Origin of the sequence: Mycobacterium seoulense (genome assembly GCF_010731595.1) — a bacterium.
Taxonomy (GTDB): Bacteria; Actinomycetota; Actinomycetes; order Mycobacteriales; family Mycobacteriaceae; genus Mycobacterium; species Mycobacterium seoulense.
The window spans coordinates 4,445,949-4,470,268 of record NZ_AP022582.1 but is presented as its reverse complement, the minus strand read 5'-3'; the positions used below and the strand labels follow the sequence as shown (position 1 = coordinate 4,470,268).

The following is a 24,320-nucleotide window of genomic DNA, read 5'->3' as shown; positions in this document are numbered from 1 at the left end:
CGCCGGCGCGGTCATCGGCGCCGCTCCTCCTCATCACTTCGTTCTGCATCGTCGCCGGCGCGGTCATGCGTCCTCCTCACATGCGGTCAGCTGGAACCAGTAGAAACCGTGGCCCGGCAATGTCAGCAGGTAGGGCAGGTGCCCGATCCGCGGGAATTCGACGTGCCCGGTCAGCTCCACCGGCGTGCAACCGCTCCAGTGCTGCAGGTTCAGTTCGATCGGCTGCGGGAACCGCGACAGGTTGTTGACGCACAACACCGTGTCCCCGCCGCCGGGCACCTGGCGCACGAACGCCAGCACCGACGGGTTGGAGCCCCCCAGTTCCTGGAACATGCCGATCGCGAAGGCCTCGTGGCGGCGCCGCACGGCCAGCATCATGCGGGTGAAGTTGAGCAGCGACGTGGACGTGTCGCGCTGGGCCTCCACGTTGACGGCCTGATAGCCGTAGACCGAGTCCTGGCTGGCCGGCAGGTAGAGCCGGCCCGGGTTGGCCTTGGAGAACCCCGCATTACGGTCCGGCGTCCACTGCATCGGGGTGCGCACGCCGTCGCGATCACCCAGCCAGATGACGTCGCCCATGCCGATCTCGTCGCCGTAGTACAGGACCGGCGAGCCGGGCAGCGACAAGAGCAGCGCGGTGAACAGCTCGATCTGGTTGCGGTCGTTGTCCAGCAGCGGCGCCAGGCGGCGCCGGATTCCGACGTTCGCCTTCATCCGCGGATCCTTGGCGTACTCGGAGTACATGTAGTCGCGCTCTTCGTCGGTGACCATCTCCAGCGTCAACTCGTCGTGGTTACGCAGGAAGATCCCCCATTGCGCCATGTCGGGGATCTCCGGTGTTTGCGCCAGGATCTCCGAGATCGGAATGCGCGACTCCCGCCGAACCGCCATGAAGATGCGCGGCATCAGCGGGAAGTGGAACGCCATGTGGCACTCGTCGCCGCCGGTGGTGGGATCCCCGAAGTACTCGACGACGTCGGCCGGCCACTGATTGGCCTCGGCCAGCAGCACCCGGCCCGGGAATTCGTCGTCGACGACCTTGCGGACGCGCTTGAGGAAGGCGTGCGTCTCGGGCAGGTTCTCGCAGTTGGTGCCCTCCCGCTCGAACAGGTAGGGCACCGCGTCCAACCGGAAGCCGTCGATGCCCAGGCCCAGCCAGAAGCGGATGACGTCGATCATGGCTTCCTGCACGGCGGGGTTGTCATAGTTCAGGTCAGGCTGATGCGAGAAGAAGCGGTGCCAGTAGAACTGGCGGCGCACCGGGTCGAAGGTCCAGTTGGACTCCTCGGTGTCGACGAAGATGATCCGGGCGTCGGTGTATTGCTCGCTGGTGTCGCTCCACACGTAGAAGTCGCCGTACGGGCCGTCGGGGTCGTGCCGCGACTCCTGGAACCACGGGTGCGATTCCGACGTGTGGTTCATCACCAGGTCGGTGATGACGCGGATGCCCCGCTCGTGGGCGGCGTTGAGCAACGCGACGAAGTCCTCGACGGTGCCGAACTCGGGCAGCACCTTGTAGAAGTCCCGGATGTCGTAGCCGCCGTCGCGGAGCGGCGAATCGTAGAAAGGGGGCAGCCAGATGCAGTCGATGCCCAGCCACTGCAGGTAGTCCAGGCGCCCCAGGAGTCCGCGCAGATCGCCCGACCCGTCGGCGTTGGCGTCGAAGAACGCCCGTACCAGCACCTCGTAGAAGACGGCGTGCTTGAACCACGTCGGGTCGGTGGGCAGCGCGGCGGCGTTGTCGAAGTCGTCGGACTCGGGGTGCTCGACCACACCGTCCTGGACGTGACTGCCCCCTGCGGGATGGTGCTCGACAGCTTCTCTTGCGTCGTTCATCAAATCCACGATGCCACGGATACCCGAGGCGCGACATTCGAAATCACGCCAGCTGACATGTGACGAAACACGGTCGGCGCCAAGGGAATTGGGCGCCAGCCGGGCATCATCGACGCGGCGATCAGGCCGGCGGCCCTTCCCCCAGCGTCACAATCGTGGTGCGGTCGCCGCCCCCGGCGGAGCGGTAGTGCACCGCGATGTTGTCGCCCGGGTGGTGCGGCACGAGGACGTCCGTCATCGACGTGGCCCCGGTGATCGGGGCGTTGTCGACGCCGGTGATGACATCACCGGGAGAGATCCCGGCCCCCGCCGCGGGACCGCCGGTGACCACGCGTTCGACGCGCGCGCCGTTGCCGTTGCTGTCGGTGACGCCCAGGCCGAGGAACGCGGTCGGGCCGATGTGCACGGTGTTCGACGCGGCGCCCGACCTGATCTGCCCGGCCACGCCCATCGCGTGGCCGATCGGGATGGCGAAGCCCTGCCCGCCGCCCGACATCTTGTAATTGTCGGTGGCGGCCGTGTTCAAGCCGACGACCTGCCCGTCGTTGTTGACCAGCGGGCCACCCGAGTCGCCCGGCCTGATCGGCGTGTCGGCCTGGATCAGCCCGCCCAGCGACTCGTTCGCGCCGGTCAGGGTGTCGGTTGCCGACACGGACTGGTTGAGCGCGATGACCTTGCCGGACACCGCGCTGGGCGTTCCACCCTGGCCACCGGCGTTGCCCATCGCCACGACCGGCTGGCCCACCGTCACCCCACCGCCGATCGCGGCGCTCGGAAGCCCGGCCCCGCCGCGCAGTTGCAGCACCGCGACGTCCTGGCTGCGGTCGTAACCGACCACGTCGACCGCGTACGTCTGGCCGTTGCCCACGTCGAACGCGCTGATGTCCGTCGCGCCGGAGATGACGTGGTTGTTGGTCAGCACGACGCCATTGGGGTCGATCACGATCCCCGTCCCGGCGCCCACCGCGTTGTTGTAGCCGAACTTGGTGCTGATGTTGACCACCTGCGGCCCGACCTGACCGACCAGCGCGGCGGCATCGATCGGAGCCTGCGGCCGGGGGAACGGCGATGCGGCCGCCGGCGCGACGCCCAAGCCGAGTCCCAGCCCGACCACGGCCAGCACGCTGACCAACCATGACCACCAGACCGAGCGGTGGTTCGATTTGCCCATCCCGTCACCCTTCCTGCGTCGCGGTAAACACAAACTGTCCCGGCCGTGCGGTTCTGGGCGGCACATTTATGTGTATATAACCGTAATGCAGGTAGCTATTCACGGCAGTAGCAAGGTCCTGATCAGCCGCGATGGATTCCCGCCGACACGGCTGGGCGGCGCCTAGGCTGACGGGGTGGGCGAATTCGACCCCAAGGCCAGGTTCGGCCGGTCGCCGGTGGCCCGGCTGGCCACCGTGACGCCGGGCGGCCTTCCCCACCTGGTGCCGGTGGTGTTCGCCGTCGCCGAGGGCTCCCCCGACGTGGTCTACACCGCCGTCGATGCGAAGCCCAAGACGACGCGACGGCTGCGGCGGCTGGCCAACATCGAAAACGACCCCAATGTGAGCCTGCTCGTCGACCACTACGCCGATGACTGGACGCGGTTGTGGTGGGTGCGGGCCGACGGCGCGGCGGCCATCCACACCGACGGGGCGGCGATGGAGTCCGCCTATCGGCTCCTGCGCGCCAAATACCCTCAGTATCAATCGGTTTCGCTGGATGGGCCGGTGATCGCGGTCGCGGTGCGCCGCTGGTCGAGCTGGCACGCCTGACGAACGACGCTCCCTTGCGGATCGGGCCGACGCAATTGTGGCCTGCCCGTGGCCTTGTGTTGGGCCGCGGTTGGGGGAAAAGTTGCCCATGGACCCTGTGAGTTAGGACACACCGCGCTGGGCGGCCCCACTCGGTGACACGGCCAGGGAGAACTGGAGGAACGTCATGGCGGACAAGGCGAACGCTTCCCAGGGCGCGGCGGCCGCTCCCACCGCGAACGGTCCCGGCGATGTGCGCAACATCGTCCTGGTCGGGCCCTCCGGCGGCGGCAAGACCACCCTGGTCGAGGCGCTGCTGGTCGCCGGTGGGGTGCTGACCAGGGCGGGCTCGGTCACCGACGGCAGCACGGTCTGCGACCACGACGACGCCGAGATCCGCCAGCAGCGGTCGGTCGGCCTGGCCGTCGCGTCGCTGGCGCACGACGGCATCAAGATCAATCTGGTCGACACGCCCGGGTACGCCGATTTCGTCGGGGAGTTGCGGGCCGGCTTGCGCGCCGCGGACTGCGCCCTGTTCGTGATCGCGGCGAGCGAGGGGGTGGACGAACCCACCAAATCGCTGTGGCAGGAATGCGATCAGGTCGGCATGCCCCGCGCCGTGGTGATCACCAAGCTCGACCACACCCGCGCCAACTACTCCGAGGCGCTGGCGGCCGCGCAGAACGCGTTCGGAGACAAGGTGTTACCGCTCTACCTGCCGACCGGCCTGCCGTCGTGCGAAGGCCTGATCGGGTTGCTGTCGCAGACGCGCTACCAATACGCCGGCGGAAAGCGGACCATGCAGCCGCCCGATCCGTCCGACGCCGAGAAGATCGAGGAGGCGCGCGGAACCCTCATCGAAGGCATCATCGAGGAATCCGAGGACGAGTCGCTGATGGATCGCTACCTCGGCGGCGAGTCCATCGACGAGGCGGTGCTCATCGAGGATCTGGAGCGGGCCGTCGCCCGGGCGTCCTTCTTCCCCGTGATCCCGGTGTGCAGCAGCACCGGCGTCGGCACCCTGGAGCTGCTCGAGGTCGCCACGCGCGGATTCCCGTCACCGATGGAACACCCGCTGCCGGAGGTGTTTACGCCACAGGGCGCCCCGCACGCGACGCTGACCTGCGATCCCGACGCTCCCCTGCTCGCGGAGGTGGTGAAGACGACGTCAGACCCCTATGTCGGAAGGCTCAGCCTGGTCCGGGTGTTCTCCGGGACCATCAGGCCCGACACGACGGTTCATGTGTCGGGCCATTTCGCGTCGTTCTTCGGCTCGGTCAACGGGAATGGCAGCACGCACCCCGACCACGACGAAGACGAACGCGTGGGCGTCCTGTCCTTTCCGCTCGGCAAGCAGCAACGCCCCGCCACCGCCGTGGTGGCGGGCGACATCTGCGCGATCGGCAAGCTGAGCCGGGCCGAGACCGGCGACACCCTGTCGGACAAGGCGGAGCCGCTCGTGCTGAAGCCGTGGACCATGCCCGAGCCCCTGCTGCCGGTCGCGATCCAGGCGCACGCCAAGACCGACGAGGACAAGCTGTCGGTGGGTCTGGGCCGGCTGGCCGCCGAGGACCCCACGCTGCGGATCGAGCAGAACTCCGAGACGCACCAGATCGTGTTGTGGTGTATGGGGGAAGCCCACGCCGGTGTCGTCCTCGACGCGCTGGCCAACCGGTACGGCGTCACCGTGGACACCGTCGAGCTTCGGGTGCCGCTGCGGGAGACGTTCGGCGGCAAGGCAAAGGGCCACGGTCGTCACGTCAAGCAGTCCGGCGGGCACGGCCAGTACGCGGTGTGCGACATCGAAGTCGAGCCGCTGCCGGAGGGCTCCGGATTCGAGTTTCTCGACAGGGTGGTCGGCGGGGCGGTGCCGCGGCAATTCATCCCGAGCGTGGAGAAGGGTGTGCGGGCACAGATGGAAAAGGGCGTGCACGCCGGCTACCCGGTGGTCGACATTCGGGTCACGCTGCTCGACGGCAAGGCGCACAGCGTCGATTCCTCGGATTTCGCGTTCCAGATGGCGGGCGCTCTGGCGCTGCGCGAGGCGGCCGCGGCGACGAAGGTCAGCCTGCTCGAGCCCATCGACGAGATCTCGGTGCTGGTGCCCGACCACTTCGTGGGGGCGGTGATGGGTGACCTGTCCGGTCGTCGCGGCCGGGTGCTCGGGACCGACACCGCGGGCAACGAACGCACGCTGGTCAAAGCCGAGGTGCCCCAGGTGGAGCTGACGCGCTACGCGATCGACCTGCGCTCACTGGCCCACGGCGCCGCGTCGTTCACCCGCACCTTCGCCCGCTACGAACCCATGCCGGAGACGGCGGCCACCCGGGTGAAGGCCACCGTCTGAGTGCTCACGCCCCGCGGCCGAACCGCTGGGCGACGGCGCGGCGGTCCAGTGATCCTTTGGCCGTGTGCGGCAGCTCCGCGGCCTGCTGGAAACTGGCCGGAACCTCGAAGGCGGCCAGTCGGTCCCGGGCGAACGAGGCGAGCTCGTCCGCGGTCGGCGCGGCGGATCCCCGGGGGACGATCACCGCGGCCACCGTCTCGCCGTACAGCTTGTCGGGCATCCCGAAGACCGCCACCTCCAGCACGTCGGGGTGGCTGCCCAGCACGCCCTCGACGCGTTCCGGGGAGATTTTCTCCCCGCCCCGGTTGATGAGTTCCTTGATGCGGCCGCGGATGATCAGTTCGCCGGCCGCCGAGAGGGTTCCCAGGTCACCCGTGCGCAGCCACCCGTCGGTGAAATTGGCGGCGGTGATCGCCGGGTCGCCGAGGTAGCCCCGCACCACGGTGGGCCCGTGCAGCCAGACCTCGCCCACCTCCCCCGCGGGCACGGGCCGGCCGTCGGACCCGACGATCCGGATCTCCGGACCGGTCGATTGACCGACCAGACCCGGTGTGGCCGCAGGATTTTCGGCGTCGCCGATTCCGGTGGTGGCCACCTGGTGGGTGGCCTCGGTCATCCCGAAGGCGCACACCACCGGGGCGGAGAACGTGTCCTGCAGCGCCTGTGCCGCCTCGGCGGTCAGCGGCGCGCTGCAACTGCGGATGAACCGCAGCGCGGCGCTGCCCGGTTGGCCGGCGCCGGCCCGCTCCAGCAGGATCTGATGAATCGTCGGGACGGCGGTGTACCAGGTGGCGCGGACGGCGCCGATGTCGTCCCAGAAGGTGTGCGCCGAGAACCGTCCGCGGGCGGGCAGCAACACCGTGCCCCCGGACACCAGCGTCGCCAGCAGCGCGGCGAGCAGCCCGTGTCCGTGGTAGAGCGGCATCACCGCGACCGTGGCGTCCCGGGGGCCGAGCTGGTATCCGGCGACGATGGCCCGCACCGAACCGGCGATGTTGCCGCGGGTCCACGGGACCATCTTCGGCACCCCGGTGGTGCCACCGGTGAACATGATCATGGCGTCGTCGTCGCGCAGACCCTCGGGCACCGAAAACCGTTGCGCCGGTGTCGCGGTGGCGTCCACCCTGACCCTCGCGGCGCCGTCCGCGCGGCCGGCCGTGACCGCGAGTGGCCACCACGCCAGGGCGTGTTCCCCGTCCTCCCCGTCACCGGGTGCGGCGCCGTCGATGAGCACCGCGCGCGCCCCCACCGCCGCGCTGCGCGCGCGCTGCTCGCCGACCGGGAGCGCCGGATCCAGCGGAACCGCGACCAGGTCGGCGCGCGAAGCCGCCAGCAACCCGACGACGAACTCCGCGTTGCTTGCGGAGCGCAGCGCGACGCGGTCCCCGGGAACCAGTCCGCCCCGCTTCAGCTGTCCCGCCAGGTCGTCCGCGAGGCGGAGCAGGTCGCGATAGCTCACCGGTACCCGATCGGAGGTGACGACGAGGGCGGGCGCCTCCGGGGTTCGCCGCGCCACCTCCTCGACCAGGTCCGCGATGCGTGGGTCCGCCAGACCCGCTGAGCCCATGCCTCCGCCGATGATCTCCTCAGGCCTCGTCGTCCTCATCGCGCGCTCCCTTTCCGTACGCCGTCGCAAAGCACCTGCCCGAACCATGCCGGTTGGCCTCGCCGCCCGTCCAATATTGATTCACTCACGACCGATAACCGATGACTATCGACGCATAGCGGCTCCGTCTTGGACACCCGCGGGGTCGCCGCGTCAGAGTAAGGGCCGAGGCTTTACTTCACCTCCGACCGCACACGAGGAGTCGCCCCCATGACCGCGTCCACGCGTTTGATCGACGGCTTCCATCTGGTGGTGGAAGCGCTCAAGGCCAACGACGTCGCCACCATGTACGGGATCGTCGGCATCCCGATCACCGACCTCGCCCGCGTCGCGCAGGCGTCCGGAATCCGCTACATCGGCTTCCGGCAGGAGGCCTCGGCCGGCAACGCCGCGGCCGCAGCCGGATTTTTGACCGGCCGGCCGGGCGTGTGCCTGACGACGTCCGGGCCCGGTTTCCTCAACGGGTTGCCGGCGCTCGCCAACGCCACCGCGAACTGCTTCCCGATGATCCAGATCTCGGGATCCAGCAACCGGGCGCTGGTCGACTTGCACCGCGGCGACTACCAGGACATCGACCAACTCGACGCCGCACGGCCGTTCGTGAAGGAGGCCTACCGGATCGGCCGGGTCGAGGACATCGGGCGTGGCGTAGCGCGCGCCATCCGCACCGCGGTCTCGGGCCGTCCCGGCGGCGTCTACCTCGACATCCCCGGCGAGGTGTTGGGGCAAGCGATGGACGCCTCGGCCGGGGCGGAAACGGTCTGGCGGGTCGTCGATCCCGCGCCCCGCCAGCTGCCGGCACCCGAAGCGGTCGAACACGCCCTGCGGGTACTGGCGCAAGCGCGCCGACCATTGATCGTGCTCGGCAAGGGCGCGGCATACGCCCAGGCGGACAACGTGATTCGGGAGTTCGTCGAGACCACCGGGATTCCGTTCCTGCCGATGTCGATGGCCAAGGGGCTGCTGCCGGATGCCCACCCCCAGTCGGCGGCGGCCGCCCGCTCGCTGGCGATCGCGCGCGCGGACGTGGTCTTGCTGGTCGGCGCCCGGCTGAACTGGCTGCTGGGCCATGGGGACTCGCCGCAGTGGTCCGCCGACGCGAAATTCGTGCAAGTCGACATCGCCCCGTCGGAATTCGACAGCAATCAGCCGATCGCGGCGCCGCTGGCCGGCGACATCGGCTCGGTGATGTCAGCGCTGCGCGACGGCGTCGCGGCCCACCCCCTCACGGTGCCCACGGAATGGACCGATGAGCTGGCCGAGCGCGCCGCCCGCAACGACGCCAAGATGCGCGAACGCCTGGCCGAAGACCCCCATCCCATGCGCTTTTACAACGCGCTCGGCGCGATTCGTGCTGTGCTGGAAGAGAACCCGGACGTTTACGTGGTCAACGAGGGTGCCAACGCGCTGGACCTGGCCCGCAACGTCATCGGCATGGCGGTGCCGCGGCACCGGCTGGACACGGGAACCTGGGGTGTCATGGGCATCGGCATGGGTTACGCCATCGGCGCCGCCGTCGAAACCGGCCGGCCCGTGGTCGCGATCGAGGGCGACAGCGCGTTCGGCTTCAGCGGCATGGAGATCGAGACGATCTGCCGCTACCGGCTTCCGGTGACCGTCGTCATCCTCAACAACGGCGGCGTCTACCGCGGCGACGAATCCCCCAGCGGAACGGATCCCGCTCCTACCGTGCTGAGCGCGCGGGCGCATCACGAACTCATCGCGGAGGCCTTCGGCGGCAAGGGATATCACGTCACCACCCCGGTGGAATTGCGGTCGGCGCTGTCCGCGGCGATCGGCTCCCGGACACCGTCGATCATCGACTGCGAACTCGACCCCGCGGCCGGGGTGGAGAGCGGGCACCTGGCGAACCTGAACCCGACCAGCGCGGCGAAGCCGGGGAAGGTCAGTGCCGGTGGGTGATTCGCGACAGCTGCGCGTCGAAGAACTCGTTGAGCGACAGCTGCTCGGCGGACGCGACGAGCGCGCGGGCGATCGGTGACCCCGGCCCGGCGGAATTGGTGGCCAGGGCGATGTCGGCCTTGAGCACCGGATCGACCATCTCGACCGCCCGGACCTCCGGACCCAACGGCGACGTCCACAACCACGTGTGCGGCACGATGCACGCCCAATTACCCGCGGCGACCTGAGCGAATAGCGAAGCGACGGAGTCCGTTTCGAGCTGTGGGGACACTTCGATCGCGTGGTCGGCGAAGGCCTTGTCGATGATCTGGCGGTCCCGCATGTCGGCGGTGAGCAACGCGAGCGGCAACTGGGCCGCCTCCGGCCAGGTCATCGTCGAGGCGGTGGATGCCAGCATGTCCGCGGGCGACAACAGGACATAGTGCTCCTCGTACAACGGCACCAGGTTCATGTCGTGGGCCTCGTCGGGCGGCGCGTGCACGATTGCGGCGTCCAGCTCGAATTCGCGCAGCCGCCGGTACAGTTCGGTGCCCGCCAGCCGGGAGAGGATGTGCACCTTCGCCAACGGATGCGCCGAGCAGAACGCCGAGAGCACCAGGGAGGCCGTCGTGGAGGCGGTGGGGACCGTGCCCAGCCGCAGCATGCCGGTGATACCCGAGCGCACCGCATGCACCTCGGCCTTGAAAGCGTCGTGCTCGGCGAGAATCCGCCTCGCCCACACCACCAACCGCTCCCCTTCGGGCGTGAGGCCCTCGAAGCTGTGACCGCGGTTGATCAGCGTGACGTTGAGTTCGCGCTCCAGCTTGGCGATGGCGGCGGACAGCGCGGGTTGAGACACGAAGCACTTTTCGGCGGCCCGGGCGAAGTGGCGCTCCTGGGCGACCGCGACGAAGTACTCCAACTGTCGGAAGAGCACCCGCACCTCCTCGGCGCACGGAGTTTCGCTGAGGCTAACGTCTCACCGGCGCCCCAGCCAGTCCGGCAAGCCGATGCAGCACGGACACATTCCCGGGCGTTGCCAAAATGCCTGTGCTGTGGGGCATCGTCCGGGGACGGCGCTGAGGGCGCCCCGCCCTGCGGGATCGAGCGCCCGCCGGGGCCACCGGCGGAAATCGGGCGGCCGCGGGTCGGCAAAAGTTTGCTGAAAGCGGCAATGCGGGTACAGCCGGTAGAATACAGTCGTGTTGATCGCACCATCTCGAAGGGCGGGCGCTATGCGTCGAGGTGTTCGTTATCTATTTGTTATGGTCGCGATCACGGCGATGGGGCTGGTCGGATCGGTCGGCCGCAGCCACGCGTCGGTTCCCGCGCCGCAACCCGCCCCCCCGGTCGCCTCGGTTTTGCCGGCGAACGGTGCGGTGGTGGGGGTGGCGCACCCGGTGGTGGTGACGTTCACGGCGCCGGTCGGCGATCGCACGGCCGTCGAGCGGTCCATCCACGTGACGTCGCCGAGCAACACGCCGGGACACTTCGAATGGGTCGAGAACAACGTCGTGCAGTGGGTGCCCAACCAGTACTGGCCCACCCACACCCACGTCTCGGTCGGTGTCCAGGCCCTGACGACGGGATTCGACACCGGTGACGCGCTACTCGGCGTCGCCAGCATTTCCGCGCACACCTTCACCGTCAGCCGCAACGGCGAAGTGCTGCGTACCATGCCCGCGTCGATGGGCAAGCCCAGCCGGCCCACGCCGGTCGGTAACTTCACCGCGCTGGAGAAGCAGCGCTCCGTCGTGATGGATTCGCGGACCATCGGCATCCCGCTGAGTTCGCCCGAGGGATACAAGATCACCGCCCAGTACGCCGTCCGCGTCACCTGGAGTGGCGTCTACGTGCACTCCGCACCGTGGTCCGTCGACTCCCAGGGCTACGCAAACGTCAGCCATGGCTGCATCAACCTCAGTCCCGACAACGCCGCCTGGTACTTCAACCAGGTGAACGTCGGCGATCCCATTCAGGTCGTCGCCTGATCCCGACGCGTGCCCCCTGTGACAACCGTCACAACGGTTGAACGGAAGACTGGCCTGCGGCGGTGAGTTCTCGGTAGGACGAGGATCCGAACGGGAGGCTGGCCATGACCGGTGATGCGGGGCGCGAGAAATCGACCGGTGCGGGTCCTGGCAGTCCGGCACGCGAGCGGGTAGCCGGCCGTATTCGCCGACTCGATGTCGAGGACGAGCAGTTCCGGAACGCCAAGCCGGACCCAGCGCTTCAGCGGACGGCGCGCCGGCCGGGGCTGCGGCTGACCGAGATCCTGCAGACCTACATCGACGGCTACGCCGATCGCCCGGCACTGGGCTGGCGCGCACGCTCATTGGTCACCGATCCCGAAAACGGCCGCAGCACCACGCAATTGCTGCCCCGGTTCGAGACCATCAGCTATCGCGACCTGTGGGCCGGCGTTGGAGCGATCGCCGCCGCCTGGCGCCGCGACGCCACCGAACCGGTGCGCCCTGGAGACTTCGTCGCCACAGTGGGTTTCGCCAGCGCCGAGTACCTGACGCTCGACCTGGTGTGCGGCTATCTCGGTCTGGTGGCGGTGCCGCTGCAACACAACGCGGCGGCGTCACGTTTGCGGCCGATCGTCGCCGAGGTCGAGCCACGGGTGCTCGCGGCGGGCGCCGGTTACCTCGACCTTGCCGTCGAGGCGGCGCTGGGGAGCGCGTCGGTGCGGCGCTTGGTGGTTTTCGACTACGTCCCCGAAATCGATGACCAGCGCGAGGCTTTGGAACGCGCGCGGGCGAAGCTGTCGGCCGCGGGGATGACGGTGACGATCGAGACGTTCGACGAGCTGATCGAGCGCGGTCGCGCCCTGCCGCCCGAGCCGCCGTATACCGGCGGCACCGATGAACGCCTGGCCATGATCATGTACACGTCGGGCAGCACCGGACTACCCAAGGGCGCCATGTACACCGAGCGGATGCTGTGCAAGCTGTGGACCAACGAGCTGATGCCCGACTTCGCGGACACGCCCGTGCTCAACGTCAATTTCATGCCGCTGAACCACCTCGGCGGCCGGATACCGTTGTCGACCGCGTTCCAAGCGGGCGGCACCAGCTACTTCGTCCCCGAGAGCGACCTGTCCACACTGTTCGAAGACTGGAACCTGGTGCGCCCCACCGAGATGGGGTTGGTGCCCCGGGTGGCCGAGATGCTGTACCAGCGCTACCAAAGCGCCGTCGACCGGCGGGTCGCCCAGGGGGCCGAGCCGGAATCCGCCCAGGCCGAGGCGCGGACGGAGTTGCGCGAGCAGGTCTTGGGCGGACGCATCGTCACCGCGTTCTGCGGCACCGCGCCGCTGGCCGCCGAGATGCGCGGTTTCATCGAGGCCTGCCTGGATGTGCACGTCCTGGACGGTTACGGGTTGACCGAGGTCGGGATGGTGACCAAGGACGGCAGAATCACCCGCCCCCCTGTCCTGGATTACCAGCTCGTCGACGTTCCCGAACTGGGTTATTTCCTTACCGACAAACCATTTCCGAGGGGTGAGCTGCTGGTCAAGTCGCAGACCGCCACACCCGGATACTTCAAGCGCCCGGACGTCACCGCCAATGCCTTCGACGCGGACGGCTACTACCGGACGGGGGACGTGATGGCCGAGCTGGAGCCGGATCGGCTCGCCTACGTCGACCGGCGCAACAACGTACTGAAGCTCGCCCAAGGCGAATTCGTCGCCGTCGCGCGCCTGGAGGCCGTGTTCAGCAGCGCGGCCCTGATCCGCCAGATCTTCGTCTACGGCAACAGCGAACGCCCCTACCTGTTGGCCGTCATCGTGCCGACCGCCGAGGCGCTGGAACGATTCGCCGACGACGCCGGCGGCCTCAGGGCCGCCCTCCGCGAATCCCTGCGCCAGTCAGGCAAACTCGCCGAACTGCAGTCCTACGAGGTGCCGGCCGACTTTCTCATCGAGCCGGAACCGTTCAGCGAAGACAACGGGCTACTGTCCGGGGTGGGAAAGTTACTACGGCCGAGGCTCAAGGAGCGCTACGGCGAGCGGCTCGATCAGTTGTACGCCGACCTGGCCGCCAACCGGGAGAGCGAGCTGCGGGCGTTGCGCGAGAGCGCGGCCGACCGCCCGGTCATCGAGACGCTGGCGCGCGCCGCCGAAGCGCTGCTCGGCCTCGCGGGCGGCCCGCCGGAACCCGGCGCCCTGTTCGTCGAACTCGGCGGGGATTCCCTGTCGGCCCTGACCTTCTCCAACCTGCTGCAGGACATCTTCGAGGTGGAGGTGCCGGTGGGAATGATCATCGGTCCGGCCACCGACCTGGGTCAGCTGGCGGAATACGTTGAGGCCGAACGTGCTTCGGGATCGCGGCGGCCGGCGTTCGCGACGGTGCACGGGCGCGACGCCACCGAGGTCCGCGCGGCCGACCTCACCCTCGACAGGTTCATCGACGCGCACACCCTGGCCGCCGCCCCGCAACTGCCGCGCGTCACCGGCACACCGCGCACGGTCCTGCTGACCGGCGCAAACGGCTACCTCGGCCGGTTCCTGTGCCTGGAATGGCTCGAGCGGCTCGCCGAGACGGGCGGAAAGCTCATCTGCGTCGTCCGCGGCACGGACGCCACGGCGGCCGCCGCGCGGCTCGAGGACGTCTACCGCAGCGGCGATCCCCGCCTGGTCGACCGGTTCCGCGAGCTCGCGGCCGACCATCTCGAGGTCCTCGCCGGCGATATCGGCGAGCCGAACCTGGGGCTGGACCAGGCGACGTGGGACGGACTGGCCCGCGGCGTGGACCTGATCGTTCACCCGGCGGCGCTGGTCAACCACGTACTGCCCTATGACCAACTGTTCGGGCCGAATGTCGTTGGCACTGCGGAAGTTATCCGCCTGGCGATCACCGCGCGCATCAAACCCGTCACCTATCTGTCGACGGTCGCGGTGGCCATGTCCGTCGATCCGGCCGAATTCGCCGAGGACGGCGACATCCGCGCGGTCAGCCCGGTTCGGCCGATCGAGGCCAGCTACGCCAACGGTTACGCCAACAGCAAGTGGGCCGGGGAGGTACTGCTGCGCGAGGCGCACGACCTGTGCGGGCTGCCCGTCGCCGTCTTCCGGTCCGACATGATCCTCGCCCACAGCCGCTACGCCGGCCAGCTGAACCTTCCCGACGCCTTCACGCGGTTGATCTTCAGCTTGCTCGTCACCGGGATCGCCCCGTCGTCCTTCTACGAAACCCCCGACACAGGCGGCCGGGCCGTCGCCCATTACGACGGGCTGCCCGCCGATTTCGTGGCGGAGGCGGTGACCGCGCTCGGCGAGCAGCTCGCAACGGCTGCGGAAGATGCGGGGCCCGCCGAAGCGTTTCGCTCCTATGACGTGATGAACCCGCACGACGACGGCATCTCGCTGGACGTGTTCGTGGACTGGTTGATCGCCGACGGCCACGACATCCGGCGCATCGACGACTACGACGAGTGGCTCGCACGCTTCGGCACCGCGCTTCGGGCCCTGCCGGACAAGCACCGCCAACGGTCGGTGCTGCCGTTGCTGGACGCTTACCGGAACCCGGCGAAGCCGCTGCGCGGCGCGCCGGCCCCGACCGACGTCTTCCGCGGTGCGGTCCGGGCGGCCAAACTCGGCGCGGACAAGGACATTCCGCATCTGTCGGCCGACTTGATCGCCAAGTACGTCTTCGATCTGCGGTTGCTCGGCCTGGTGTAGCCGCGGTGCGGCCTGGCCGGGCAGGCCCTTCTTGATCGCGGCGACGACGGTTCCCGGGCGCTCATTCCGGATGCCTATGCTGGCGTGGGACGGCATGTTCACGGCGGGGAGGAGATCGACATGGCGGCTGTTGCGGCGCGCGCCGTACGGTTCGACCGGTACGGCGGCCGCGAGGTGTTGTACGTGGCCGACGTCGATATGCCCGCCCCCGATCCCGGCGAGGTGGTCGTCGAAATCCGCGCCGCCGGGATCAACCCCGGCGAGGCCGCCATCCGAAGCGGGGCCCTGCACGAGATGTTTCCCGCCACCTTTCCGTCCGGTGAGGGCAGCGACCTCGCCGGCGTCGTGACGGCCGTGGGCCCCCAAGTGACCGAATTCTCAGTGGGCGACGAGGTTTTGGGGTTCAGCCTCCGCCGATCCAGCCACGCCACCCATGCCACGGTTCCGGTCGGCCAGCTGATCCACAAACCCCGCGAACTCCGTTGGGAGGTAGCGGGTTCCCTCTACGTCGTCGGCGTGACCGCGTACGCGGCCGTCCGCGCGGTCGCACCGCAACCGGGAGAGACGGTCGCCGTCTCGGCGGCCGCGGGCGGGGTGGGCAGCCTCGTCGTGCAGCTTCTGGTGCTGCGGAAGGCGCGGGTGCTCGGCATCGCCGGACCGGCCAACGCCGATTGGCTGCGCGCCCACGGCGTCACCCCGATCCCCTATGGGGATGGGCTGGCCGACCGGCTGCGCGAGGCGGCGCCGACCGGAATCGACGCGTTCATCGATCTGTTCGGCCCCGACTACATGCAGCTCGCCGTCGACCTCGGTGTGGCTCCTGACCGAATCAACACCATCATCTCGTTCCAGAAGGCCGGCGAAGTCGGCGCCAAGGCGGAAGGCAGCGCCGAGGCGTCGACGCCGCAGGTGCTGGCCGAGATGGCCGACCTCGTCGTCAGCGGCGCCATCGATTTCGAGGTGGCCGCCACCTATCCCCTGGATCGGGTGGCCGACGCCTACGCGGAACTGGAGAAGCGCCACACCCACGGGAAAATCGTTCTGCTACCAAACGATTCACAGTGAGCCGCCCCCCACGCCGGGATACGTCGACATGGAACCCCTCACCGGCGTTCGCCGGTCGAAGGGTGCCCACCCAGCGAGGCCGTGACGATCGCGATCGGCATGCGCGACACGTACAGGTTGGCCCGCTCCTGGGGAGTGAGGGTCGTCCGCGCGTGCACCTTGGTGGCCCAAAGCCGCGCCGACCGCAGCCATGAACGTCCCCGCCCACCGGTCCGACCGGTAACACGGTGTGTGACAAGAAAAGCCATGATTTCTCCTTTGGGGAGGCCCGATCGGCTCAGCTCAGGGCACTCGGGCCGGAAGGGCCGCGCGCGGGTTGACGCGCGCGAATAACCGGAGTGCCCGCGAAAGCTCAGGCGGCAGAAGCAATGCCGAAGCCGGGTCGGGACAAGACGGATTTCGGATAGGGACTGTCGCCCGGACTCATCTCGCCCTCACCTCCTCACGGCCGCGACACACGCGGGTGTCATCACATGTCACCTGAACAGGAGGGAAGCGAATGCCGGCGGCGTGCCGCCGACCGCACCCCTCTCGTCGGAGCTTCGGCACTGCACGGCGTATCCGGAACTTAGCCGATGGTCGCGACCCGCTTCGCCCGGCTTCGCCGCGCTTGCGATCGCTTCTCAACCGACGGTCGCGACCCGCTTCTCGTTCCGGAAGCCACTTGGGCTCAACCCTTGGGTCCGGGAAGAGCTGTCCTGACCCGGGGCGTCTCTCGACGTTCGGGGTCAGTGGCCTGTGTCCATGCAGACGCCTCACCTACCGAGGTGCTTGCGAAACCCTTTCTACACCGCGGCCCCGGGCCCGTCAAACTCGTTGCGGAACCGTTACCGCAGCTCGTGGCCCCTCCGACGTGCGCGCGGCCGGGCGCCCACCGCCTCGGCCTACCCTCGACGGCATGGCCAACACTCTGCAAGACCCGAGGGTCGCGACAGTGCTCGACCGCATGTATACCGAAGCGAAGAACCAGATGTCGCTGTTGCGCCAGCGGCACGGCGATTTCGACCGGCCGATGACCGCGCAGGAGCGCGCCGACGCGATGAGCGAGTTCTACATCCCGGTCACGCCCGAAGCCGGCCGGTTGCTCTACGCCCTGGTGCGGGCGGCCCGCCCCGCCACGATCGTCGAGTTCGGGATGTCGTTCGGCATCTCCGCCGTGCACCTGGCATCGGCGGTGCGGGACAACGGCTCCGGCCGGGTGGTGACGACCGAGCTCAACGACACCAAGATCGCTGCCGCGCGGCAGACGTTCACCCAGACCGGGCTGGACGACGTGATCACCATCCTCGAAGGCGACGCACTGGCCACGCTGGCCGACCTGGACGGCCCGATCGACTTCGTCTTGCTGGACGGTTGGAAGGATCTGTATCTGCCGGTGCTCGAGCTGCTCGAACCCCGGCTGTCCACGGGCGCGTTGGTGGTGGCCGACAACACCAGCGCCGCGGACACGCAGCCGTATCTCGACCGGGTGCGCGATCCAGCGAACGGCTACGTGAGCTTCAACTTCCAGGTTCGGGATAGCGACAGCATGGAAATCAGCTGCCGCACCGGTGATTAGGGCTCAGCGCAGGGATTCTTCGAGCCACGGTGTCAACCACTTCACCCCTTCGGGGGTCAGGTGAACGCCGTCGCTGCGCACCTTGATGCCGTCCACCTTGGCGGTGTAAACGCCGTCCGGACAGAGCTTCTTGTTCAGGTCCAGGATTTGCACGTTCGGATGATGGCTGACGGTCTTGCGCAGCATGGTGTTCCACAGGTTGACCCGGTCGGGCTGGTCCTCCGGATAGAGCCGGCCGTCCGGTTTTTCGCCGCCGCGGCTGTACGGCACGGTGGCGACCACCACTCGAACGCCGGTGGAGCTCACGATGTTCAGCGCCCGCTCCAGCTCGCCGCCCAGGTACGCGTCGAACGTGGGGTCACCGATGTGGGTCCATTGACCCTCGTTGACGCGGTCGACGGTTTCCCAGCGGCCGATGACCAACAGCGCGACGTCTGGTTGGTCCTGGGCGACCTGCGTGGACCATCTGAGCGGCCAGCCGTCGCACTCCGGCCGCTGCTCGAGGGTTTGGCCGATGTAGCGGTACGGCGTGCCGCGCACCAGGCTGCAGCCGATGACGGTGTGGTCGAGGAAGGCGAACCCCGGCGTCGGCGGCAGGTAGTGCATCCAGGTCCACCCGATCGAATCGCCGAACACCGAAACGGTGAACGGCCGGTGCGGATCCCGGGGCGCGGGCCGTCCGCCGCCCGGCGGGGACGGGGACACCGCGGCCACCGCCGAAACCCCCGGCGGCAGGCCGACCTCACGCAGGCCGGGCCCGGTCCCCACCGGAACCACCAGCAGCGTCACCGCGGCCGCACTCGCCACCGTCGCCGCAGCCAACGGCAGCAGCGGTACCCGCGCCGGCCGCCAACGGCGGATCGGCTGCTCGATCAGCCACCAGGATGCCGCGGCCAGCGCCACCGTCGCGCCGCACCGGGCGGCGAATAGGGGCAGCCCGGTCCAGCCGGTGCGTTCGCCGTTGAGCACCAAGAAGATCGGCCAGTGCCAGAGATAGACACCGTAGGAGATGGTGCCGAGCCACACGAGGGGTGGCGCAGCCAGCACGCGGGCGACCGCGCCGCGCTGCTCCAGGGCCACCGGGGCCACCACGACGACGGACGCGATCGCGACCCCGAGGAGCAGACCGTGGCGGAACTCGCCGCTGCTGCCGGTGGCGTAGTGGGTGGCCGCCGCGAGGCCCGCCAGGCCGGCGAGCGGCAGCACGCGGGCGACGCGCCGGGCCCAGCGGGTTCGGATCAGGCACCAGCCGCGGTTCAGCGATGGCCAGTCGCGAACCAGCAGGGCGGCCGCCGCGGCGCCGGTCAGCAGCGCCTGCGCGCGGGTGTCGGTGCCGAAATAGACGCGGTCGCGCGTGCTGTCGGACACCACCACCATGGCGATCGCGGCCGACGCCAGGACCCCCACCGTGGCGATGACGAAGGTCGCGAACCGGACACCGCCGACGGTGGCCCGGGTGAGGCGGCGCCTTGCGCGCGCGGCCAACAGCAGGGTCACCGTGATCAGCAGCACCGGCCACACGAAGTAGTACTGCTCCTCCACCCCGAGTGACCAGGTGTGCTGCAGCGGCGAGGGTGGGGCGCCCTGCGTGAAGTAGTCGGTCTTCTGGGCGACGAAGCGCCAGTTCGCCATCCACACGAACGCCGCGATCGCGTCGTCGCGCAGGCCGGTGAGGGACCGGTCGGGAAGAAGTTGGCGGGCCGCGGCCACCGTGAGCACCATCAGAACCAGCGCCGGCAACAGCCGGCGCGCGCGGCGAATCCAGAAGCCGGTCAGCTCGATGCGGCCGGTGCGTCCCAGCTCGTCCAGCAGCAGCGAGGTGATCAGGAATCCGCTCAACACAAAGAAGACGTCCACGCCGACGAATCCGCCACCCACCCCGGGGATGCCGCCGTGGCCGACCAGCACCAGCGCGACCGCAATCGCGCGCAAACCGTCGAGCGCCGGAATCCCCCTGCGCCGTTCGGGTTTATCCCAGATCGCCACGCGTCCGGCCCGGCGCACGGGGGCAACCCAACGTGGCCGCGGTGCACGACGAGCCGGCGCGGGATGCCTCCCGCCCGGTTCAGTTTCCGCTGTTAACGCGCCCTGACCGACCTGTCGCCCGGCGCCAAAGTTGATGCCGATACGTCGCTGCCCCTCCTCGTGATCGGAGCAAGCCTAATTGCGACGCAGCCGGATTCAGCAGAAGACACGCGAGGGCAAGCGCTTCAAGGCGCGGCCTTTCAGGGCGCGTAGCCCAGGGTGCTCTTGACCTCCAAGTATTCGTGGAACCCGAACTCGCTCCACTCTCGGCCGTTGCCACTGTGCTTGTAGCCGCCGAACGCCGCGTTCATGTCGAACGCATGGTTGATCGTCACCCAACCCGCGCGGATCTTGCGGGCCACCTCCCGTGCCTTGTCGAGGTCGGCGCCCGACACATAGCCGGCCAGACCGTAATCGGTGTCGTTGGCGATCTGCACGGCCTGGTCGATGTCGTCATAGCCGAGGATGCACAGCACCGGACCGAAGATCTCCTCGCGCGCGATCGTCATGTCATTGGTGACATGGGCGAAGACGGTCGGCTTGACGTAGTACCCCGTGTTCAGCCCGGCCGGGCGGCCGGGGCCGCCGGCGACGACGGTCGCGCCCTCATCGACGCCCTGCTGGATCAGGCGCTGCACCTTCTCGAATTGCGCTCTCGACGCCACCGGTCCGAGCGCGGTCTTGTCGCCCGGGCTACCCACCTTGACCTGTTCGGCCACCCCACGCGCGATGTCGATGGCCTCGGCCATCCGCGTATTCGGGACCAGCATGCGCGACGGCGCGTTACAACTCTGCCCGGAATTGGGCATCATGTTGAGCACGCCGGCGCGAACGCTGTCGGCAAAGCCCGCGTCGTCGAGCACGATGTTGGGGCTCTTGCCGCCGAGCTCCTGTGTCACCCGCTTCACCGTCGGCGCGGCGTTCTTGGCGACCTCGACCCCGGCGCGCGTGGATCCGGTGAAGGAGACCATGTCGACGTCGGGATGGCTCGCCAACGCGACGCCGACGCCGGGCCCGTCACCGTTGACAAGGTTGTAGACACCCGCCGGCACACCCGCGGCGTCCAGAATCTCGGTGAAGATGTAGGCCGAATACGGTGCGACCTCAGACGGTTTCAGGATCATCGTGCAGCCCGTGGCCAGCGCGGGGTATACCTTGACAGCGATCTGGTTCAGCGGCCAGTTCCACGGCGTGATCAGCCCGCAGACGCCGATCGGCTCCTTGGAGATCAGGGTCGCCCCGTGCTGTTCGGAGAACGGGAAGTTCTTCAGCACGTCGATCGCAGTCACCAGGTGACCGAGCCCCAGTTGAACCTGCGGGCCCGCGGCCAGCGAGGGCGGCGCGCCCATCTCCTCGGTGACCGCGTCAGCGAGATCGTCCGCACGCCTGCCGTATTCGGCGAGGATCGCCTCCAGTAGATCCAGGCGCTGTTCGCGGGTGCTCTGCGACCAACCGGCGAAGGCTCGCCGGGCGGCGTTGACCGCCGCGTCGACGTCGGCGGCCGAGCCGAGCGAGATCTTCCCCGAGACCTGCTCGGTCGCCGGGTTCTCGACGTCGAAGGTGTTGGGCCGCACCGGGTCTACCCAGCGCCCGTCGATGTAGAACTTGAGGCATTCGCGCATGACTACTCCTTATTGCTTATTGGGTGCCTTCGGCGTACCAGGTGCGGAATTCGTCGTACTTGGGCATCTCCTCGGAGTTGGCCTTCGGGTCGATGCACACGTGCACGACGGCGGTCTTGCCGCTAGCGTAGGCCCGCTGGATCGCCGGGCCGATCTCGTCCTCCTTCTCGACGTACTCGCCGTGGCAGCCGAAGCCCTCGGCGACCTTGTCGAGCCGGACGTCCTTGCTCCAGTGCACGCCGGGCTGCGGCGACGGCTGGGCGAAGGTGCGTTTGTAGACGCCCACCTCGAGGCCCCACTGGTGGTCGACACCCACCACGCACACCAGCGGAAGTTTCTGCCGCGCAGCGGTTTCCAACTCGGCGATGTGGAAGAGGAACGCTGAATCGCTGGTCAGCAGCATCACCGGGCGCTTACCGCCCTCGGCCACCGACGCTCCGACCGCGTACGGCAGGCCGGTGCCGAGATGGCCGAAGTTCTGGTTCCAAATGACGTCGCGCGGCTTGGCCTGCGAATAGGTCCAACCGAAGATGACGGTCGCGCCGCCGTCACGGACCATGATGCCGTCCTTCGGAAAAGCCCGAGTGGCCTCGACGACGAACCGCGCCGGATGTACCGGGGTCCGGCCCGTCGGCGCGTTCTCGGCGAGCTGCGCCAGCTCCGCCGCGTCAGCCTTGATCCAGCGTTCGAGATCGACCGATGCCTTTCGCGGGGTGTCCCGCAACGCTTCCACCAGCTGGGGCACCACGCCACGAAGGTCACCGACCAGGGGGATGTCAATGGGGCGGTTGACGCCGATGGCCATCGGATCCTGTTCGACCAGAACCCATTTCCGTTTTGCGTCGTTCTCGGCCCAGTGGCGGGTCCTGCCGTAGTGGCTCGGTTCGCCGAGCTCCGTGCCGAGCGCGACGCACAGATCGGACTTCACCACCGCCTCGACGGCCGCCGGCGAGAATCCGTAGGCGAAGGTGCGGTCCTCGAGACCGCTTATGAACGACGTGCCGCCGGAGGTCTGGATCACCGGGCAGGCCATGAGGTCGGCCAGCTCCCGGACCGCCGCACCGGTGCGCGAGGTGTGCACCCCGTGCCCGACCAACAGGATCGGGCTCTCCGCCGCCCGGATCAGCTTCGCCGCCTCGGCCACCTCGCGCTCACCCGCGGTCTGGTTGACGAGCCGGTACCGGTTGGGCGGCAGCGGGTCCGCCACGTCGAGCTCCTCGAGAATGACGTGCGACGGGTACTCGATGTAGGCCGGGCCCGGGGTGCCGGACATGGCCCGGCGGATCGCCTCGTGGATGATCTCGTCGGTCTGGTCGGCGTACTCGATGGATGCGCTGTACTTGACGGACGGCGCGACAAGCGGCTCCTGCTGGACGAACTGGATGCGTCCGCGCCGGACCCGGCGCTCGGTGATGCGGGCGCGCTGGCCGCCGAGGAAGATCACCGGCGAGTTCTCCACGAGCGCGCACTGGATCGCACCGGCCATGTTGGCCATGCCCGGACCGAGCGTGCCGATGCACAGGCCGGGCTTACCCGTCATCCGTGACGCCGCCTCGGCCATGAATCCCGCGCTGAGTTCGTGGTGCGGCGCGACCACCGACCACCCGCGAGCGTCGGCCTCGGCGAACATGTGCACGAAGTTCGGGTCCGGGATGCCGAACAGCGTGTTCACGCCCTCGGCCTCGAACAGGTCGAGAATGCGTTTGTAGACGGGGACGGGCATGGTCGGGAACTCCTTCAGTTGCATGACGTTTCGTTGAGTAGGCGCTAGCCCGAACCGGACACCGGACCCATGTCGACGGTCAAGCCCAGCTCGTCGAGGATTTCGCGGGTGTGGGCGCCGAGCTCTGGCGCCGGCCCCGCGACGCGACCCGGCGTCCGCGAGAACCACGTGGGTACGCCCGGGAAGCGCACCGGTCCGTGCGGGGTGTCCACCGTCTCGAACATGCCGACGGCGTTGAGATGCGGATCGTCGAATAGTTCCCCGGGAGTGTTCAGTGGCGCGGCCGGTATCTCCAGTTCCCGCAGCAGCGCCAGCCACTCGGCGGTGGTCCGCTCCTTCATCGTCTCGGCCACCAGCCCGTACACGGTGTCGATTTCGCTGGCGCGCTGTTCCAGCGTCGAGTACAGGTCGCTGGCCCACGGTGGCTGCACGGCCGTCATGAAGGCGTGCCAATGCTTGTCGTTATAGATCAACGCGGAGATGTAGCCGTCGCTGGTGCGGTACGGGCGCCGGTTGGGCGCCACGGTGCGCGGGTACACCGCGGGCCCCAGCGGCGGGTCGAACAGGGCGCCGTTGGCGTGTTCGACGAGCATGAACGAGGCCATGGTTTCGAACATGGCGACCTCGACCTCTTGTCCCTGGCCCGTGCGCTCGCGGTGAAACAACGCCATCGTCGTCGCGTACAGCGCCGTCAGCCCGGCGATCTTGTCGGCCATGATGGTGCCGACGTAATCGGCCTCGCCGGTCAACTGCTGCTGCACTGCCGGCAACCCGCACTCGGCTTGAATCGTGTCGTCGTAGGCGGGGCGGTCGCGATCGGGCCCGCGTCGCCCGTACCCGTAGCAATTGGTGTAGATGATCGCGGGATTCCGTGCGGCGACGTCGTCGTAGCCGAAGCCGAGCTTGGCGATCGCCTTGGCGCGCATCGAGTGGATGAACACGTCGGCGGTCTCAACGAGGGCGTGCAACGCACGCGTTCCGGCGTCGGTCCGCAGGTCCAGCACGATGCTGCGCTTGCCGCGGTTGACATTGACGAATACCCCGCTCATGCCGGGCGCCGGGCCAACCGAGATGTAGCGGGTGTTATCCCCTTGCGGGGGCTCGACTTTGATCACGTCGGCGCCCATGTCGGCCATGATCTGCGTGCAGTACGGTCCCATCACCATCGCGGTGAGATCAATCACGCGCACACCGGCCATCGGGCCCGT

At 68.6% G+C, this 24,320-nt stretch carries 16 protein-coding genes and 1 riboswitch; of the genes, 7 read left to right on the top strand and 9 right to left on the bottom strand.

The window, feature by feature from the left end; translation table 11 throughout:
- Nucleotides 1-63: 63 nt before the first annotated feature.
- Complete coding sequence (gene treS, locus G6N37_RS20680; RefSeq protein ID WP_163683293.1) at nt 64-1,836, bottom strand: maltose alpha-D-glucosyltransferase; 1,773 nt, start codon at nt 1,834-1,836, stop codon at nt 64-66.
- 121 nt (nt 1,837-1,957) lie between these two features.
- On the bottom strand, nt 1,958-3,007 hold the full coding sequence (locus tag G6N37_RS20675) for a S1C family serine protease (RefSeq protein ID WP_163683292.1): 1,050 nt from the start codon (nt 3,005-3,007) through the stop codon (nt 1,958-1,960).
- Nucleotides 3,008-3,182: 175 nt separating this feature from the next.
- Here G6N37_RS20675 and G6N37_RS20670 point away from each other — a divergent pair, with 175 nt between their 5' ends.
- The gene (locus G6N37_RS20670; RefSeq protein ID WP_163683291.1) at nt 3,183-3,599 is read left to right on the top strand and encodes a TIGR03668 family PPOX class F420-dependent oxidoreductase; all 417 of its coding nucleotides are present in this window, start codon (nt 3,183-3,185) and stop codon (nt 3,597-3,599) included.
- A 166-nt stretch (nt 3,600-3,765) separates the two neighbouring features.
- A complete protein-coding gene (locus tag G6N37_RS20665) occupies nt 3,766-5,925 on the top strand; it encodes an elongation factor G-like protein EF-G2 (protein WP_163683290.1) in 2,160 nt (719 codons plus the stop codon).
- A gap of 4 nt (nt 5,926-5,929) precedes the next feature.
- Here G6N37_RS20665 and G6N37_RS20660 read toward each other — a convergent pair whose 3' ends face one another.
- Nucleotides 5,930-7,492 carry a FadD7 family fatty acid--CoA ligase gene (locus G6N37_RS20660; RefSeq protein ID WP_163685327.1) on the bottom strand — a complete coding sequence of 521 codons (1,563 nt, stop codon included), beginning with the start codon at nt 7,490-7,492 and terminating at the stop codon, nt 5,930-5,932.
- A gap of 249 nt (nt 7,493-7,741) precedes the next feature.
- On the opposite strand from G6N37_RS20660, the gene oxc reads away from it, so the two are divergent.
- Nucleotides 7,742-9,454: an oxalyl-CoA decarboxylase gene (gene oxc, locus G6N37_RS20655; protein WP_163683289.1), complete on the top strand. Its 1,713-nt coding sequence runs from the start codon at nt 7,742-7,744 to the stop codon at nt 9,452-9,454.
- On the opposite strand, the gene G6N37_RS20650 is transcribed toward oxc, so the two are convergent.
- Nucleotides 9,438-10,370, bottom strand: coding sequence for a LysR family transcriptional regulator (locus tag G6N37_RS20650; protein WP_163683288.1), 933 nt, complete (start codon nt 10,368-10,370; stop codon nt 9,438-9,440). The two genes, oxc and G6N37_RS20650, sit on opposite strands and share 17 nt — an antisense overlap.
- 298 nt (nt 10,371-10,668) lie before the next feature.
- On the opposite strand from G6N37_RS20650, the gene G6N37_RS20645 reads away from it, so the two are divergent.
- The 3 genes from G6N37_RS20645 (at nt 10,669) to G6N37_RS20635 (ending at nt 16,184) form a co-directional block, all read left to right on the top strand.
- Nucleotides 10,669-11,424 (top strand): L,D-transpeptidase, encoded by a 756-nt coding sequence (locus G6N37_RS20645; RefSeq protein ID WP_163683287.1) that lies wholly within the window; start codon nt 10,669-10,671, stop codon nt 11,422-11,424.
- Between the two features lie 104 nt (nt 11,425-11,528).
- A complete protein-coding gene (gene car / locus G6N37_RS20640) occupies nt 11,529-15,119 on the top strand; it encodes a carboxylic acid reductase (RefSeq protein ID WP_163683286.1) in 3,591 nt (1,196 codons plus the stop codon).
- A gap of 120 nt (nt 15,120-15,239) precedes the next feature.
- Complete coding sequence (locus G6N37_RS20635) at nt 15,240-16,184, top strand: NADP-dependent oxidoreductase (RefSeq protein ID WP_163683285.1); 945 nt, start codon at nt 15,240-15,242, stop codon at nt 16,182-16,184.
- Between the two features lie 38 nt (nt 16,185-16,222).
- On the opposite strand, the gene G6N37_RS20630 is transcribed toward G6N37_RS20635, so the two are convergent.
- Nucleotides 16,223-16,432 carry a hypothetical protein gene (locus G6N37_RS20630; protein WP_163683284.1) on the bottom strand — a complete coding sequence of 70 codons (210 nt, stop codon included), beginning with the start codon at nt 16,430-16,432 and terminating at the stop codon, nt 16,223-16,225.
- A gap of 271 nt (nt 16,433-16,703) precedes the next feature.
- Nucleotides 16,704-16,958, bottom strand: a riboswitch (M-box (ykoK) riboswitch).
- 124 nt (nt 16,959-17,082) lie between these two features.
- On the opposite strand from G6N37_RS20630, the gene G6N37_RS20625 reads away from it, so the two are divergent.
- The gene (locus G6N37_RS20625; RefSeq protein WP_163683283.1) at nt 17,083-17,742 is read left to right on the top strand and encodes an O-methyltransferase; all 660 of its coding nucleotides are present in this window, start codon (nt 17,083-17,085) and stop codon (nt 17,740-17,742) included.
- 3 nt (nt 17,743-17,745) lie between these two features.
- Here G6N37_RS20625 and G6N37_RS20620 read toward each other — a convergent pair whose 3' ends face one another.
- From G6N37_RS20620 to G6N37_RS20605, 4 genes are all read right to left on the bottom strand, one after another.
- On the bottom strand, nt 17,746-19,746 hold the full coding sequence (locus tag G6N37_RS20620) for an acyltransferase family protein (protein WP_163683282.1): 2,001 nt from the start codon (nt 19,744-19,746) through the stop codon (nt 17,746-17,748).
- A 221-nt stretch (nt 19,747-19,967) separates the two neighbouring features.
- Entirely contained in the window at nt 19,968-21,389 is a 1,422-nt protein-coding gene (locus G6N37_RS20615; RefSeq protein ID WP_163683281.1) for an aldehyde dehydrogenase family protein, read from the bottom strand.
- Nucleotides 21,390-21,405: 16 nt separating this feature from the next.
- Complete coding sequence (locus G6N37_RS20610; RefSeq protein WP_163685325.1) at nt 21,406-23,112, bottom strand: thiamine pyrophosphate-binding protein; 1,707 nt, start codon at nt 23,110-23,112, stop codon at nt 21,406-21,408.
- Between the two features lie 44 nt (nt 23,113-23,156).
- Nucleotides 23,157-24,311, bottom strand: a complete 1,155-nt coding sequence (locus tag G6N37_RS20605) for a CaiB/BaiF CoA transferase family protein (RefSeq protein WP_163685323.1) — start codon at nt 24,309-24,311, stop codon at nt 23,157-23,159.
- Between the last annotated feature and the right edge of the window lie 9 nt (nt 24,312-24,320).